At 68.6% G+C, this 15476-nt stretch carries 16 protein-coding genes; 6 read left to right on the plus strand and 10 right to left on the minus strand.

The annotated features are described in order from the left end of the window. Nucleotides 1-40: 40 nt before the first annotated feature. Genes KBX50_RS01120 through KBX50_RS01130 form a run of 3 tightly spaced genes read right to left on the minus strand, consistent with a single transcriptional unit; the run spans nt 41 to nt 1251 of the window. Complete coding sequence (locus KBX50_RS01120) at nt 41-436, minus strand: hypothetical protein (protein ID WP_210933815.1); 396 nt, start codon at nt 434-436, stop codon at nt 41-43. Next, nucleotides 433-936 carry a hypothetical protein gene (locus KBX50_RS01125; protein WP_210933817.1) on the minus strand — a complete coding sequence of 168 codons (504 nt, stop codon included), beginning with the start codon at nt 934-936 and terminating at the stop codon, nt 433-435. The genes KBX50_RS01120 and KBX50_RS01125 overlap by 4 nt, the downstream gene beginning before the upstream one ends. A 60-nt stretch (nt 937-996) precedes the next feature. Continuing rightward, the gene (locus tag KBX50_RS01130) at nt 997-1251 is read right to left on the minus strand and encodes a DivIVA domain-containing protein (RefSeq protein ID WP_210933819.1); all 255 of its coding nucleotides are present in this window, start codon (nt 1249-1251) and stop codon (nt 997-999) included. A 227-nt stretch (nt 1252-1478) separates the two neighbouring features. On the opposite strand from KBX50_RS01130, the gene KBX50_RS01135 reads away from it, so the two are divergent. Continuing rightward, a complete protein-coding gene (locus tag KBX50_RS01135) occupies nt 1479-2366 on the plus strand; it encodes a helix-turn-helix transcriptional regulator (RefSeq protein ID WP_210933821.1) in 888 nt (295 codons plus the stop codon). Continuing rightward, nucleotides 2359-2562: a DUF397 domain-containing protein gene (locus KBX50_RS01140; protein WP_210933822.1), complete on the plus strand. Its 204-nt coding sequence runs from the start codon at nt 2359-2361 to the stop codon at nt 2560-2562. The genes KBX50_RS01135 and KBX50_RS01140 overlap by 8 nt, the downstream gene beginning before the upstream one ends. 42 nt (nt 2563-2604) lie before the next feature. On the opposite strand, the gene KBX50_RS01145 is transcribed toward KBX50_RS01140, so the two are convergent. The 3 genes from KBX50_RS01145 to KBX50_RS01155 all read right to left on the minus strand — a co-directional run bounded on the left by KBX50_RS01145 (nt 2605) and on the right by KBX50_RS01155 (nt 7142). Next, nucleotides 2605-4518 (minus strand): DUF2075 domain-containing protein, encoded by a 1914-nt coding sequence (locus tag KBX50_RS01145; protein WP_307870794.1) that lies wholly within the window; start codon nt 4516-4518, stop codon nt 2605-2607. Nucleotides 4519-4672: 154 nt separating this feature from the next. Next, nucleotides 4673-6637, minus strand: coding sequence for a DUF2075 domain-containing protein (locus KBX50_RS01150; RefSeq protein ID WP_210933824.1), 1965 nt, complete (start codon nt 6635-6637; stop codon nt 4673-4675). A gap of 121 nt (nt 6638-6758) precedes the next feature. After that, nucleotides 6759-7142 carry a nucleotide pyrophosphohydrolase gene (locus KBX50_RS01155; RefSeq protein ID WP_307870795.1) on the minus strand — a complete coding sequence of 128 codons (384 nt, stop codon included), beginning with the start codon at nt 7140-7142 and terminating at the stop codon, nt 6759-6761. Between the two features lie 130 nt (nt 7143-7272). On the opposite strand from KBX50_RS01155, the gene KBX50_RS01160 reads away from it, so the two are divergent. The 4 genes from KBX50_RS01160 to KBX50_RS01175 all read left to right on the plus strand — a co-directional run bounded on the left by KBX50_RS01160 (nt 7273) and on the right by KBX50_RS01175 (nt 11851). Next, entirely contained in the window at nt 7273-7638 is a 366-nt protein-coding gene (locus KBX50_RS01160; RefSeq protein WP_247672877.1) for an MmcQ/YjbR family DNA-binding protein, read from the plus strand. A gap of 73 nt (nt 7639-7711) precedes the next feature. Continuing rightward, a complete protein-coding gene (locus KBX50_RS01165) occupies nt 7712-8314 on the plus strand; it encodes a dihydrofolate reductase family protein (protein WP_210933825.1) in 603 nt (200 codons plus the stop codon). A gap of 389 nt (nt 8315-8703) precedes the next feature. Then, complete coding sequence (locus KBX50_RS01170) at nt 8704-10836, plus strand: PQQ-dependent sugar dehydrogenase (protein WP_247672878.1); 2133 nt, start codon at nt 8704-8706, stop codon at nt 10834-10836. Between the two features lie 19 nt (nt 10837-10855). Continuing rightward, nucleotides 10856-11851, plus strand: a complete 996-nt coding sequence (locus KBX50_RS01175; protein ID WP_210933826.1) for a sugar phosphate isomerase/epimerase — start codon at nt 10856-10858, stop codon at nt 11849-11851. 498 nt (nt 11852-12349) lie between these two features. On the opposite strand, the gene pdxY is transcribed toward KBX50_RS01175, so the two are convergent. The 4 genes from pdxY to KBX50_RS01195 form a co-directional block, all read right to left on the minus strand. Further along, the gene (pdxY, locus tag KBX50_RS01180; RefSeq protein ID WP_210933828.1) at nt 12350-13201 is read right to left on the minus strand and encodes a pyridoxal kinase PdxY; all 852 of its coding nucleotides are present in this window, start codon (nt 13199-13201) and stop codon (nt 12350-12352) included. Nucleotides 13202-13279: 78 nt separating this feature from the next. After that, a complete protein-coding gene (locus KBX50_RS01185; protein ID WP_247672879.1) occupies nt 13280-14245 on the minus strand; it encodes a zinc-binding dehydrogenase in 966 nt (321 codons plus the stop codon). Next, nucleotides 14245-14607, minus strand: coding sequence for a hypothetical protein (locus KBX50_RS01190; protein WP_210933829.1), 363 nt, complete (start codon nt 14605-14607; stop codon nt 14245-14247). The genes KBX50_RS01185 and KBX50_RS01190 overlap by 1 nt, the downstream gene beginning before the upstream one ends. Further along, nucleotides 14604-15467, minus strand: a complete 864-nt coding sequence (locus tag KBX50_RS01195; RefSeq protein ID WP_210933830.1) for an extradiol ring-cleavage dioxygenase — start codon at nt 15465-15467, stop codon at nt 14604-14606. Before KBX50_RS01195 ends, KBX50_RS01190 begins: the two co-directional genes overlap by 4 nt. Between the last annotated feature and the right edge of the window lie 9 nt (nt 15468-15476).

Consider the following 15476-nt stretch of genomic DNA (forward strand, 5'->3'; position numbering starts at 1 on the left):
CACGCGAGGTCGCTGTGGCACCACATGGGCGCGGACTCACTCATCCACAGTCGGTTCTTCGACATAGCCGCAGCGCAGCGACCCGGGCCAGCACGGGTCGGAACACACCATCTTGATCGTCCGGGCCAATCTCGATGCCTTCGACCCACACCCATTCGCCGTCGTACCACTCGCTGAGGTCGGGCCGGACCCGGACGATCCGGAGCCGGAGCGGACCGTCGGCGTACCGGTAGTCGGATTTGGCGAGCTGGACCACGTCCCCGGCGGCGACGGACACGGGCGGGATGACCGGCAGCCGGGCCACCGCCGCCGCCTCGGCGTGACCATGCGGGCGGGCCGGCGGCTGCCGTCCGGTCCCAGCGGCCAGCGCTGCCCGCCGCGCCCGCAGGATCAGCCGGTTGCGGATCTGCGCGGGCGACAGGTCGAAGACGTTCATCGCCAGTACGTCCGCAGGCAGCGCACGATGATTGAGTCGGCCCAGTCCGCCCGGGGGCAGGTGCCGTCGACGCGGCAGTCCGGGCACTTCCTGGTACGCGGATCCTCGGCGGCGCTCCGCCAGTGCGCCTCGAACAGCCGGTGCGCCCTGGCGAGTTGAGCACGTGTCACGAAGAGGTCGTCACCCGCATCCGGCCGAGCGGACCGGGCCGGCTCACCGTCGGTTGGCCCTCGGAACCTCCCACGGTTCCGCTCGCCTCGCCGGCCCGGTTCGTAGCGACCCGCACGTTGATTCCGCGCCGAAGACGCCACCGGCCGTTCCTCGGGCCGCTCGTAGACGAGCGCGCCGTCGCACCGCGAGGTCACCCGCAGCTCCGGTACGAGATGCTCGACCGACACCCGCCGGAACCGCCCCGGCACGTCCCCGTCCGGCACGGCCTGCCCGGTCAGGTCCAGCGCGCTCGGCCCCGGCCGCAAGAACCACTTCCACCGCCTACCCATGCCCCGCCCCTTTCCCGTGGCCGGACAGGACTACCGTCGCCCTGCTGTCACGGCGGCGGGTCATCGGTCACCACCCCGGGCGCGAGCCCGCGCGGACTGCCAGTCACGCAGCGCCCCCTTGACGCGGGCGGTCTCTCGGTGACTCTCCGCGAGCGCCTGCTGGACGGTGGCCAAGTCACCGGCGACCCGATCGAGGAACGCGTACACGTCGTCGGGGGCCAGGCCACGACGTCCGAGCCAGACGCGGCGGAACCGACGCCCACGCACCTGCCAGGGCAACAGCCCGGAGTACGCAGTGGAGCGGTAGGTCGACATGTCGCCGCCTTTCCCTGGTGGGCGGGGAGGTGCGATCGGAACGCGGCGGCCGTTCGGGGGGAATCGACCGGCCGCCGCGTTGTGACCATCCTGGAACGCTCCGCAGTGGATCCGCAACGTTCCAGAGCAGATTTTCGCGCTTGTGCATTGACTTTCTTTGCCGGAACCGATAAGCGTTACAGCAGCAGGTGACGCAGTGTTGCGAGCCGGAACCAGGGAGTGCGCGAATGGCCGAAGACATCGGATCGACAGTGCCGCGCCGGCAGCTCGGCCGGCTGCTGCGCCAGTTCCGCAACGAGGCCGGGGTGACGCTGGACGCCGCCGCAGAGGCCCTGGAATACAGCCGACAGAAGATCTGGCGGCTCGAATGCGGCATGGGCTCCGTCCGGGTGCTCGACGTCAAGGCGATGTGCGAGCTGTACGGGGTGTCCCCGGAGATGACCGAGGCGATGCGCGGCCTGGCCGTCGAGACCAAGTCCAAGGGCTGGTGGCACGCCTACGGCGATGCGGTGCCGAGCTGGTTCGAGCTGTACGTCGGCCTGGAATCCGCCGCTTCGCGGCTGCGCGGCTACGACGAATCGCTGATCCCCGGCATCCTCCAGACAAAGGAGTACGCACACGCGCTGATCCGCCTCGGCCGAATGATGAGTGACGAGGAACGAGAACGGGCCGTTGAGGTACGGCTACAGCGCCAAGCTCTGCTCACCCGTCGGCTTCCCGCCGCACCTCGCCTGGAGTCGATCCTGTCGGAGGCGGTACTCCGGCGCAGCGTCGGTGGTCCGGCGGTCATGGGCGGCCAACTCGACCACCTCATCCGGCTGTCGGGTCTGCCGAACGTGTCGGTCAGGGTGCTTCCGCTGGTAGCAGGCCCGCAGCCCGGTGCCGTGGCCGGCACCTTCATGGTTCTCGACTTCCCGCCGACCAAGGGCGGTCGGGCCGCACCGGAGCCGTCGGTCGTCTACAGCGAGTCGTTGACCGGGGCGCTCTACCTCGACAAGCCCGATGAACTCGCGGCATACGAACGTGTCTGGCGGGGACTGGATGCGCTCGCCCTCGGCGAGGCAGAATCGAAGGACATGATCAAAGGGCTGATCGGGGAGATTCGGCATGACTGAGCTGACCGGCGCCGTCTGGCGCAAGAGCACCCGCAGCGGCGACAACGGCGGCGCCTGCGTCGAGGTCGCCGACAACATCCCCAGCCTCGTCGCCGTCCGCGACTCCAAAGACCCGACCGGACCCGCCCTCACCTTCTCTCCTGCGGCCTGGGCCGCCTTCGTCCGCGCTGCGCGGTCGCCGAGCCAAACTGGCTGATGGACTCTGCCGACTCAGCGATCGAGTCTGAGCGCGGACGTTTCAGCGGTCCTGGCCGGTCAACTCTTCACGAGCTTGCGCGGGTCCCCGCCGCCCTAGACCTTCACCAACCGGGTAGACGCCAGGCGCCTCCTGCGCCTTTTCGTCGAGGATGGAGGGAATGAGGTGCTGCAGGAACTCCTGCGTCTCATCGTCGACTGAGTAGACAAGACACCCCCGCAGCCCACGGGTGAGCAGCACCTTATATGCGTTGCGGATCAACCGGTCAGCGTTGCGAGCGATGCGGGGCCGCTCTCCCGTGCCGATGATGGCGACATCCTTGGACTGGTTTGGTTGGCTGACGAAGCGCCCATTCCGCACGACCAGGTCTCCGCCGAGGATGACCCCCGACCAGTCGTATTCGAAGCCCTGAGCGGTGTAGATGCAGCCGATCTGCTGGAATCCGCGTGGATCGGTCGCCCAGTACGAGCCCGCCGGGACGCCCTTAGGCGGATGGTTGCCGTAAGCATTCCATGGTCGGTGCCAGGTGCCGATCCGGACATCTGTCACGAGCCTGCCCCGCTGCGGCTGTTTCGTCCACTCCCAGCAGAAGCCTGCCGAGATCCGGGCGGTCATGCCCTCGGCGTTGCGTTGTCGAAGTACCGCTTCCATGGTTTCCGGAGAGTCGACCACTCCCAGGTAGAAGTCGTCGTCGCCCAACCACCGGTAGGGGTTAGACGATGCCAGACCGAGTAGATGTAGTACCCAGCGCTCATAGCGAGGACTTCCGCCACACCTGAACTGCGCGCCAAGGGTCACCACGTCGACATCCAGATCGAGACGACCAGCAGCCTCAACTATCATCCCGACTGTGCCCACCTCGTTCGGACGCACAACCTGGTAGTCGTCAAGCAGAAAGACGGGCACCTTGGCGGCCTGAATCAGTTCCTCGACCTGCGGTATCACGCCAGAGACACCGTTACGGTCTGAACGCTCCCGCATGCGATGCGCCTCGTCGCAGATCAGGACGTCAACGCTGTCCGGAGCAACGTTCATAAAGTCACGAAAGAAGCTGAACAGCGGACGGGTCCGCTGATGCGGCCCCGCGTCCCTGGCACGGGCGTACCGCTGAAGGCTGAGAGTGAACGCTTTGGAGCCGGTGGCATGAGCCACCGCATGTCCCCGATCGGCCAGGGCGGCCAGCAGTGAGAGAGCGATTGCGCTCTTGCCGCTGCCCGGTCCGCCGGAGATCACCACAACCCGCTTCCGCCGTCCGGCCGTGGCCCATCGCAGGGCGCGCATGACCAGCTCGTACGCCTCTCGCTGCTCATCAAGCAGAATGAAGTGCTGGCGCCTGCCGATTTCCTGGGCTGCCAAGGCGAGCAGTTGACGGCTGGGCCGCACCTGGCTGGTAAGCAGACGATGTACCGCCCTACTCTCCCTTCCCGCAGCGAACTTCATGCGAAGATAGCGCTCGAACTTCTCCTCTTCGCCCAGCGTGAAGACCATGTTCTGGTAAGTCCGCTTCCGATCCGCAGCCACCAGATGGGACACACGCTGGCGGGTGGCGTTGTGCAGGTAGGCCATGCCGTGCACAGTGGCTGGCCACTCGTGCAGTTTGACAAGGAAGTCCACGAGGTAGTTGCAGTACGCCTGCACCTGAACGCCCGGATGAAGCTGCGGCTGTGCCATCCCATTGACGGCTACCAGGTTCTCGGCATCGTCGTAACGCGTCGCGGCGCTCCACTGCTTCAGTTCCAGCACAAGATAGGTGTCGGCACCTGATTCGGGTGCTGCGCCGGCCAGAATCACATCCACTCGTCTACTGCTGCGCGGCAACTGAAACTCGACCAACGCGTCGAGATCACCATATCCAAGCTGCCGCAGGTGTCTGGCGAGAGCAGGAAGACTGTTCAGCCATGCCACCTGCTCACGCGAATCAATCAGGTAACCGGTCTCAACGAGATGGGTGCCCACCAGGGAAACCAGTTGTCCAGCATCGTGTAGTTCTAAGATCAAGTTTGGAGTGGTATGGAACGCCCGCAACGACCTTCCCCCAGGGCACGAGAATCTCGTGCGGTGGGGGCATGTCCGTCACGGAAGCCCGTCGATCCGCTGATCCGGGAACACTCTAGTAACGCGGTACGGAGTCGGCTACCCCGCACCCCGGATCATCGTCACTCGGCTCATAGTGGACTTCGATCTTGCGGGTCGGTCTCACCAGACCGGCCAGAAACTCGCGCGTTTCGGGGTCGACCGAGTGGATGATCGTCCCGCGCATACCGCGGGTCAGCAGCACCTTGTAGGTGTTGCGGATCAGCCGGTCAGCTTCGTCGTCGCTCACGGCTTTGCGGCTCCGCAATGCTGGGTCCTTCGACTCGCCCCGCCGAGTCACCAGTCGGCCGTCGCGTGCCACCAGGTCCGGGCCGATGATGACACCGGACCAGTCGTACTCGAAGCCTTGGGCGGTGTAGACGCAGCCCACTTGGTCGAAGCCGTTCGGATCGGTGGCCCAGAAGGCACTACCGGGAGCATCACCCACGCTGCGATCGCTCTTGACGTTCCAGGGCCGGGCCCACTCGCCGACCACTACGTCCGGCACCAGGGTTTCGTCGGGTCGAGGGTCGCTCCACGGCCAGCAGTAACCCGCCGACATGCGTGCCGTCTGTCCCGGCTCACCGGCAGCGCCCGGAGCGCGTTGGCGCGCCCGCAGGAACGCCTCCAGCTGCGTCGGGGACTCCGCCAGCCGCAGATCGAACCGTCCGTCGCCGGCCCACACGGTCGGTCCGTCGCCGTCGAGGCCGAGCAGAGTGAGCACCCAGTCCTCGTACGCCGCGCTGCCGCCGCACCGGAACTGGTCGTGCAGGGCGACGACTTCGACCTCCAGGCCCAGCCTCCCGGCGTACGCCGAGATGACCTCGACGCTGCCCAGCTCCCCCGGTTTGACCACCTGATGCTCATCGAGCAGGAAGACCGGCACGCGCGCAGTCGAAATCAGTTCGTCCAGCTGCGGCCTCGCCCGGTCCCGCCGAGCCTTGGGTGTGTACCGGTTGACGGAGGTTTCCCGGATCCGGTGTGCCTCATCGCAGAGCAGCACCTCGATGTCGTTGGCCCCGGCGTCCATGAAGCTGTTGAAGTACTTGAACATCCCTTGGAGCCGGGTCGAACGGTGTCCGGCGTAGCGACGCAGGGTTTGTGTGAACGCGCGGGAGCCGGTGGCGTGCAGCACGGTCCGACCCTGACGGGCCAATTCACCCATCACCGACAGGGCGATGACGCTCTTGCCGCTGCCTGGTCCGCCGGCCACCACCACTGCCCGCTTTCGGTTCGCCTTCCGGGCCCGCTCGACCGCGTGCAGCACCAATTCGTACGCCACATGCTGCTCGTCGAGCAGGGTGAACTGTGACCGGTCCTTGAGTTCCTCCGCGGCGTACCGCAGCAGATGTCGACTGGGCCGGACGGTGCTGGTCAGGAAGCGATCGGCGGCGGCCGCGCCGGATTTCGGCGCGAACCGCGACTGGAGATAGGCGAGCCACTGGCCGCGACGCTGCCTGGTGAAGAGTCGGCTCTGCTCGGTGACTGGTCGGTCGAGCAGGTCGACGATGTTCCGGTCGACGGCGTTGTGCAGGTAGGCGGCACCGTGTAGCGGATACCGCTGGCGGCCCAGAATGCCGAGAAAGTCGGTGAGGTACTGGCAGTAGTCGGCGACCTGTACGCCAGGGTGAAGTCGTGGTCCACGTGCGTGCTCGACCGCGACCAGGGTGTCGGATTCCTCGTACGCGGTCGCGTAGGACCATTGCTTCAGCTCGACGACCAGATAGGAGTCATCCCCGCTACCGGGATCAACGCCGGCGAGCACCGCGTCGATGCGTCGACTGGTCAACGGCAGTTGGTACTCGACCAGCACCTCCACCTGATCGAGGCCCGCGTCGGCGAGATCCTGCGCCAGCACCGGCAGGCTGTTCATCCACGACCGCCGCTCTGCCGGGCTCACGCCGTGGCGGATCGACCACAGATGCTCGGCGACCCGGTCGGCGAGGGTGCCGTCAGTGGCCAGACGCAACAGATTGGCGGCGGACGTCCGAAACGCCGACATTGACACATGCCCCCAGGCAGCACGATGTGATCGTGCGGATGGGGGGCATATCCGTGCACCGGAAGCCCGTCGGACCGCTTGGCTCTGAGCACCTTACCGAGTCGGATCAGGGTGTTGGTGGCTAGTCGGTGCGGTCGGCCGAAGGAGCCTTGGCCGCCGACCCGTACGACCGCTCGACCGGGTAACGCCTTGCCGCCTCCGTCAACTTGTCGGTCGCGGCAGCCACCGGGTCGATGCCCAGCATGTCGCTCAGGCGGGTCAGGTAGATCATGACGTCGCCGATCTCGGCACGCACCCTTGCGCCGTGCTCGGGATCGGCCATCACCTGCGCGGATTCCTCCGGGGTGAGCCACTGCAACTCGGCCAGCAGCTCGCCCACCTCGCCGGCGAGGGCCATCGCCAGGTTCTTTGGCGTATGGAACCGCTGCCAGTCCCGCTCGTCGGCGAACCGGCGCAGCCGGTGCACGAGGTCGGCCAGCCCGGAGTCGTTCGGTTCGTGTTCCACGGGGCCGAACCCTACCGCTGCCAGCTCACCAGCCGACTTCAGCCGGCCGGTGAGTGCCGCCCCCTGCCCGGCTTCCGATCGAACCCCCGGGTTCCTGAATCGTGTCGGACCGGTGTCCTAGCGTGGGGCGATGACCGACATGGTGGCGATCGTCCGGCGGGCCTGCCTGCGTCTTCCCGAGGTCAGCGAGCGGCTGAGCCACGGCACCCCGACCTGGTTCATCCGGGGCAAGAGGTCGTTCGCCATGGTCTGGCCGGACGGCCATCATCAGGACGACTTCGCCCACCTGTGGTGCGCCGCGCCGCCGGGTGCGGCTGTCGAGCTGATCGCGGAGGATCCGCAGACCTACTTCCGCCCGCCCTATGTGGGGCATCGCGGCTGGGTCGGCGTACGCCTCGACACTGGTATCGGCGAGGCGGAGCTGGCAGAGGTCGTTGAGGACGCATATCGGGCGGTGGCACCCCGGACCCTGCTGGCCCGGCTTGACACGCCCTGAGGGTGGGGCAACCAGGCTGACGCCCGGCGTCGGGCCAGAAGCAGTTGCAGATCACTACCAGCTGGGAGACAGCATGTCGGGTCGATTCGTGTACTGGATGAACGTGTCGGTCGATCTGCGGATCGAGCGCGCCCTGAATGAGCAGGGCGGCGGCGACTGGATGCGCATCGGGGAGTCGTTGCACCGGGAGTTCAACGCGCGGGCTCGGGCGATGTCGCTCATGATCGAGGGCCGCACGATCTACGAGACGATGGAGGCGTTCTGGCCGGGCGCACGAGATGACGAGTCCCTGCCGGGCTTCATGCGTGAGTACGGCGAGATCTGGACGTCGATGCCCAAGGTGCTGGTCTCGCGCACCCGCGACAGCGCCGGGCACAACACCCGGGTCATCGGTGGGGACGACGCGATCGAGCAGCTCGGACGGCTGCGGGAGCAGACCGACGGCGACATCGGGGTCGGCGGCGCAACCCTGGCGACCAGTCTGCTGCGGGCGGGGCTGCTCGACGAACTACTGCTGTTCACCCATCCCGTCGTGCTCGGCACCGGTCGGCCGTTGTTCGACGCGCACGACGAACCAATAGAGCTGGACCTGATCGAGCAGGCGTCGTTCGATCAGGGTGTGACGATGCACCGGTACGCGGTCCGAGGCGGCCGCGACCCCGGCCGGGCGTCCTGAACGGCCACGCTGAGCCGTCGGTCCAACCTGCACCGCCCTCGGGCTCTGAGGAACCACCTCGGGAGCCGAGGGCGGTTTTTCGTGTGTGGACGATCCTTTCGCCACCATAGCCGAAAGTTCGATTAAACCTGGCAGAAGCCATGGACATATCGACATCGCTTTTGTTAACTTCAGCCCGGATGTTACGACGAGGTGAACCGCCGCCGAGGCCAGCGCCTCGATCGTGACCTCCGACGGCCCCTCGGACACCTACCCCAGCTCCCAGTTCCACGCCCGCGTCGCCCACCGGCGATTCAACGGGCCATTCGGTGCTGCCCGACACCCGGAGGAGAAGCCCAAACCCGTACGTCCCGATCTGCCCGACCCGTCCTCACAGCTAGGAGAGGCAGTTGAAGAGACGATTCGCGCTCGCCGTGGCGGGCCTGACGGCCATCACGCTCGTCGCCCCGCCCGCCAGCTCGATGGCCGCGCCGACCACCCCCACGGCCGCGCCCGGCACCACCAGTCCCCCACCTGATTCGGCCTTCCAGAAGGTCACCCTCAACGACCGCCCCGGCGAGCCGATGGACCTCGCCGTGCTGCCCGACGGCCGGGTGCTGCACGTGACCCGCGCCGGGGTGGTGTGGCTGCACAACCCCGACACCGGCCGCAACACGATCGCCGCCACTCTCGACGTCTACCAGCACGACGAGGAGGGCCTGCAGAACGTCGCCGTCGACCCGAACTTCGGCCGACGCGGCAACAACTGGGTGTACCTGTACTACTCGCCGCCGATGGACACTCCGGTCGACGACCCGTCCACGCCGGACGTCAACGAGGGCGACGCGCCGGCCTGGGGCTCCGAGGAGGAACTCGTGCCGTTCCAGGGCGTCATCCGCCTGTCCCGGATCCGGCTGGTCAAGGACACCCTGGACCTGCGCACCGAGCAGCGGATCATCGACGTGCCGGTGGACCGGGGCATCTGCTGCCACGTCGGCGGGGACATCGTCTTCGACGCCAAGGGCAACCTGTACCTGTCCACCGGCGACGACACGAACCCGTTCGAGTCCGGTGGCTACGTTCCGATCGACGAGCGGCCGGGGCGCAACCCGGCATACGACGCGCAGCGCACCTCGGCCAACACCAACGATCTACGCGGCAAGATCCTGCGGATCAAGGTCGGTGCCGACGGCAGGTACACCATCCCCAAGGGCAACCTGTTCAAGCCAGGCACCCGGAACACCCGCCCCGAGATCTACCTGATGGGTCTGCGTAACCCGTTCCGGATCGAACTGGACCGCAAGACCAACGACCTGTACGTCGCCGACTACTCGCCGGACGCCGGCGAGCCCGACCCGCTGCGCGGGCCAGCGGGGCACGGTAAGTGGTTCGTGGCCCGCAAGGCCGGCAACCACGGCTGGCCGTACTGCATCACCCCGCAACTGCCGTACCGGGACTACGACTTCGCCACCGAGGAGTCCGGTGCGGAGTTCGACTGCTCGGCGCCGGTCAACGAGTCGCCGAACAACACCGGGCTGCGGAAGTTGCCCGCGCCGCAGCAGCCGGACGTGTGGTACAGCTACGACCTCGCCCCCGAGTTTCCCGAGCTGGGCACCGGCGGCATCGGCCCGATGGCCGGGCCCGCGTACCGCTTCGACCGGGCGACCACCCGGGGCCGTAACCCGGTGGCGTGGCCGGCGTACTACGACGGCAAGCCGCTGTTCTACGAGTGGACCCGTGACTACGTGAAGGCGTTCCAGCTGGACCGGCGCGGCAAGCTCGACGGAATCGAGCCGGTGCTGCCCTCGGTCGTCTTCGACAACCCGATGGACCTGGAGTTCGGCCCCGATGGCGCGCTCTACCTCCTCGAGTACGGTGACGGTTTCTTCAGCGAGAATCCGGAGGCGCAGGTGGCCAGGATCGACTTCATCGGTCGGGACGGCAACCGCAGCCCGATTCCGGCGGTCTCGGCCAGCCAGACCGCGGGTCTGGCCCCGCTGACGGTGGAGTTCTCCAGCGAGGGCACCACCGATCCGGACGGCGACCGACTGCGCTACGAGTGGTACCTGGACGATGACGACCGGGTCGACTCGCGGTCGGCGAACCCGACCTTCACCTACCGCGAGAACGGCAGCTACGACGCGACGCTCAAGGTGACCGACCGGAAGGGACGCTCGGCGTCGGCGTCGGTGCGGGTCGTGGTCGGCAACGCCGTGCCGGTGGTCGAGCTGGTCGCGCCGGTCGAGGGCCAACCCTTCGCCTTCGGCGACACCATTCAGTACGAGGTACGGGTGACCGACGACCAGCCGGTGGACTGCGCCCGGGTCAGCGTGACCTACATCCTCGGCCACGACGACCACGGCCACCCGCAGACCACCGCCAACGGCTGCACCGGGTCGATCCTGACCACTGTCCCCTCGGGGCACGACCCGGCGACCGACAACCTGTCCGCCGTGTTCGTCGCCTCCTACACCGACCCCGGTGACGACGGGCTGCCGCCGCTGACCGGGACCGACCAGGTCGTGCTCGTACCCAGCGTGTAGACCCACGAGAGGAGTCATCATGTGTTACGGCTACGACGGGATGGCCGCGCTGCGGCGTTCCGTCCTCGACCGGCGGGGCCTGCTACGCGGCTCGGTGGCCGCGATGGCCGGTGTCGGCCTCGCCACGGCGGGCGCGACGGCCGCCTCCGCCGGTCCCAAGCACGGCCCGGGGCACGGGCACGGTCCCGGGCATGGACACGGCCCCGGACACGGGCATGCCGGTCGACGGCGGGTGCCGCCGGGGCTGATCAGCATTCAGTTGTGGACGGTCCGTGACGCGCTGAACGGCGAGCCGGGGTACGACGCCACGCTGCGGCACCTGGCCCGGATCGGCTACCCGAAGGTGGAGCTGGCGCTGGGCTACTTCGGCCGCAACGCCGCCCAGCTGCGTCGTTTCCTGGACAGCATCTGCATCAAGGCCACGTCCAGCCACGACGGGATCAGCGAAACTCCCGCCGCGCTCCAGGAGAAGATCCGCAACGCGGTGACGCTGGGTCAGAAGTTCATGGTGGTGCCGTACCTCTACTCGGAGAACGCCGACGACTGGAAGCGGTGGGCGGAGCAGATGAACGTCGAGGCCGCCGCGGCGGCCCGCGCCGGTCTGCGGTACGGCTACCACAACCACGCCCACGAGTTCACCATCGACCTCGGCAACGGTCGCACCCCGTGGGACGTGCTGACCGAGGAGCTGGACCCCCGGCTCGTCCACCTGGAGATCGACATCTACTGGGCGGTCACCGGCGGCATCGAGTCCGGTGACGGGGCCACCGACCCCGAGGGCTTCACCCTGGACGTCATCCGCGCCGCGCCGCAGCGGGTGCTCCAGTACCACGTCAAGGACCGGCACGCCGCCGACGGCGACATGGCCGACCTGGGCACCGGCATGATCGATTTCAGGCGGATCTTCCGGAAGCACCCGGTGCTGGAGTACATCGTGGAGAACGACACTCCGGACGTGACGCCTCAGCTCACCGCCGAGATCGGCTACCGCTACCTGCGCAACCTGCGGTACTGACGGTCCCGTTGCCAGATCACCCCGGGGTGTCGGGGCCGACCGCGGTCGGCCCCGACACCCCGGTCCACGTCACCAACCCGACGGCGCTACCACCGCGATACCGCCGGACCTTCGCGACACAGCCGCGACGAACACCGTGCGTAACGCTCACCCTGCGTGAATACACCCGCTGAGCGGCCAGTAGTCCCCTCCCGCCCTTTGCTCTGCTTCACCCCACGCAATAGCCGCTGAGCTGCGGCCGAGAACCTGGCGGCGACCGGCGATCACCGTGCGGCGGTGACCCAGAGCGAACGATGCGTATGGTGAAGCAGAGCAAAGGGCGGGGGGTGGGGGTTGCCGGTCGGGGCCGGTTGTCACAGGCCGTAACGGTCGGCTGGGTAGGGTTCCGGGCAGTCACCGTTCCTGCGCGTCGGCGATCTCCCGACGGCCGTCGACAGCCATCGCGAGGTCGCCGACGAGTCGTCGGCCGGCGAAGGACCGACGACGGTGCGGGTCGGCCTACCGCAGCTGGCGGGCGGGGAAGCGGGTCGGTGGGTCGGCGATCGCGTCCTGGGCGGCGATCAGCTGAAGTTCCCGGGTGCCGGCTGCCAGGGTGGCCTCCAGCACCGCGAAGATCGAGGCGGTGGTGCGTTCCAGCGCCGTGGCCGGCGAACCCGTCGTGGACAGGTGCGCCAGGTACAGGGCGGCGGTGACGTCGCCACCACCGTTGGGGTTGATCGGCAGCAGCGGGGTGGTCACCGCCCAGGCACCGGCGTCCGAGACCGCCACCACCTCCAGCGTGTCCGCCGGCAGGTCGCCGTGCAGCACGCTGGTCACCAGGACGTGCGGGGGACCGGTGGCGCGTACCGCGTCGACGGCGGCCAGCAGGTCGTCGACCGAGTTCGTCGGGCGGCCGGCGAGGAACTCCAGCTCGAACTGGTTGGGGGTGACGATGTCCGCGCGCGGCACCACCACGTCACGCAGGTACTCCGGGATGCCGGGCCGGACGAACATGCCCCGGCCGACGTCGCCCATCACCGGGTCGCAGCAGTAGAGGGCGTCCGGGTTGGCGGTCTTCACCAGGGTCACCGCGTCGAGGATCACCGCACCCATCGCCGGATCCCCCTGGTAGCCCGAAAGGACCGCGTCGGCGTCGCCGAGCACACCACGGTCGGCGATGCCGGCGATCACCTCGGCGACGTCGGCGGGGGCCAGCAGCGGGCCGCGCCACGCGCCGTACCCGGTGTGGTTGGAGAAGTGCACGGTCAGCACCGGCCAGACCTCGTGGCCGAGCCGTTGCAACGGGAACACCGCCGCCGAGTTGCCGACGTGACCGTAGGCGACCGAGGACTGGATGGACAGGATCTTCACCGTCTCATCATGGCGGTCGGCGGCCCGCGATGGGGCCGGGCCCCGCTACCCAGCCGAGCCGGCCGGGCTGGTGGCGGCTCAGCGCCTCGGCATGGTCAGCACGATCCGGCCGGCCGCCCGACCGGCGGCCTGCCGGGTCCACGCATCGGCGACCTCCGCCAGCGGCACGGTCTCGTGGGTCGCGGCGAGTCGGCCGCCGGCGACGTGGTCGGCGATCTCCCGGATCGCCTGCGCTCGCTGCGCCGGGTCCAACTCGTTGTTGGTGTAGCCGAGGATGCGCAGCGACCGGCTGCGCAACGTCGCGGAGTCGAAGGGCGCCTGTTCGCCGGCCGAACTGCCCAGGTTGACCAGCCGGCCGTGCGGGGCGAGGGTACGCAGCGCGGCGGCGGCCGGCAACCCGAACAGCGGGTCGAGCACGACGTCCGCCGGCCCGTCGCAGGCGTCGACCAGCCGACCGGCGAGGGTGTCCACGTCGTCGGTGTCGGTGAGCGCCACCACGGCGTCGGCGCCCAGCAGCCGGGCCCGCTCCCGGGCGGTGGCCGACCGGGCGGCGGCGACGACCCGTCGGGCGCCGTGCAGCCGGGCCAGTTGCACGGCGGCCTGACCGACGACGCCGCCGGCGCCGAGGATCACCACCTGCTCCCCCCGGCTCAGCTCGCCACGCCAGGTCAGTGCCATCAGCGCGGCCACCGCGGAGAGCCCGAGGGCCGCCAGGATGGTGTCGACGCCGCCGGACAGGGCGACCACGTCGGCGTACGGCACCACGCAGTGTTCGGCCATGCTGCCGTCACCGGGGCGCATCCCGGCCGTCGTGGCGAACCACACGGGGGTGCCGTCGTCGAGGTGGCCGACGCCCTGCACCCCGGGCACGTACGGGGTGGCCGGGGTGCCGAAGTACGAGGTGCCGCTGGCGCAGAGGACGTCCAGCGGGGTGATCGGGGCCGCGGCCACCCGGACCCGGACCTGCCCGTCGCCGGGCCGTGGTGGTTCGCGACGGGCGACCGCGGGCGGGCGACCGCAGGCGGTGATGACGGCGGCGTCCATCAGGTGGCGATGTCCGGGTACGGCAGCGAGAAGTGCGCCAGCCGGCGGGCGTACTCCTTCTGGAACCCCAACGGTTCGGAGTGGTCGCGTTCGAACATGGCGATGAACAGCGTGAGGGTCAGGAACGGGTGGGCACCCAGCTCGAACAGCTTGACGTAGTCGTGGGTGGCCAGGGCCTCCCGCTCGATCTCGTCGAACCGCAGCCAGGTGCTCGCCTCGGGGACGTGACAGTTGAGGATCTGGTTGGCGCGTTCGGTCTCCCACCAGGTGACCGTGCCGCGTGGGTCGTCGCGGTAGCGCTCGACGAGGTCGGGGTCGCGGTCGACGGTGTAGAGGAACTTGTTCAGCAGGTACCTGCTCATGCCGCCGCTCCGTTCGGATACCAGGTGAAGTACGCCTCCATCGTGTGGAACAGGTCGAGCGTGTCGACGTAGTCGGCCTTCGCGCCCTCACCGGCGACGCCCATCATCAGCATGAAGTCCATGAAGCCGTGGGTGGCGTTGCCGGGGGCGTGCAGACTGTCCAGGGTCACCTCGGACAGGCAGCCCTCCAGGTCGCCGCTGGCGATCCACTCCACCGCGCGGCGGTCGAACTCCGGGTCGGGGCCGTGCGGGCCGAACTGCCGTGGCCCGCCCAGCTCCAGCGACAGGTGCCCGGTGCCGACGACGGCGACCCGCTGGTCGCCGGGCCAGGACTCGACAAGCTCGCGGATGGTCTTGCCCAACTGCACGAAGCGTTTCGGCTGCGGCAGCGGCGGGGCGAAGATGTTGGTGTAGACCGGCACGATCGGCAGGTCGGCCTCGGGCCGCAGGGTGATGATCGGGCAGGTGATGCTGTGGTCGATGCGCAGCTCGTTGCTGTAGGCCAGGTCGAAGCCGGCGTCGAGGCCCTCGCGCAGCAGGTACGCCGACAGGTCCTCCTGGCCGCGCAGCACCATCCGGGGCAGGCCGAACTCGCGTTCCTCGTTGTACCAGTTGGCGTCGTAGAACGGCGCCTTGCCGATGAGGAACTGCGGCATGTTGTCCAGCCACAACTGGTGGAAGTGGTCGGAGCCGACCATCACCAGCACGTCCGGGCGGGCCCGGGTGAGCGTCTCGCGGAACGCAGTGATCTTGCGTACCCATTCGTCAGCGAAGGGTGGCCGGTCCTCGCCCTGGGCGGTGCTGGCCCGGTAGTAGAAGGGGTGGTGGGTGGAGGCGATGACCGCGACGAGTGTGGCCATGGACGGCTC

Source organism: Micromonospora sp. C51, from assembly GCF_018070435.1.
In the GTDB taxonomy this organism is placed as follows: domain Bacteria; phylum Actinomycetota; class Actinomycetes; order Mycobacteriales; family Micromonosporaceae; genus Micromonospora; species Micromonospora sediminimaris.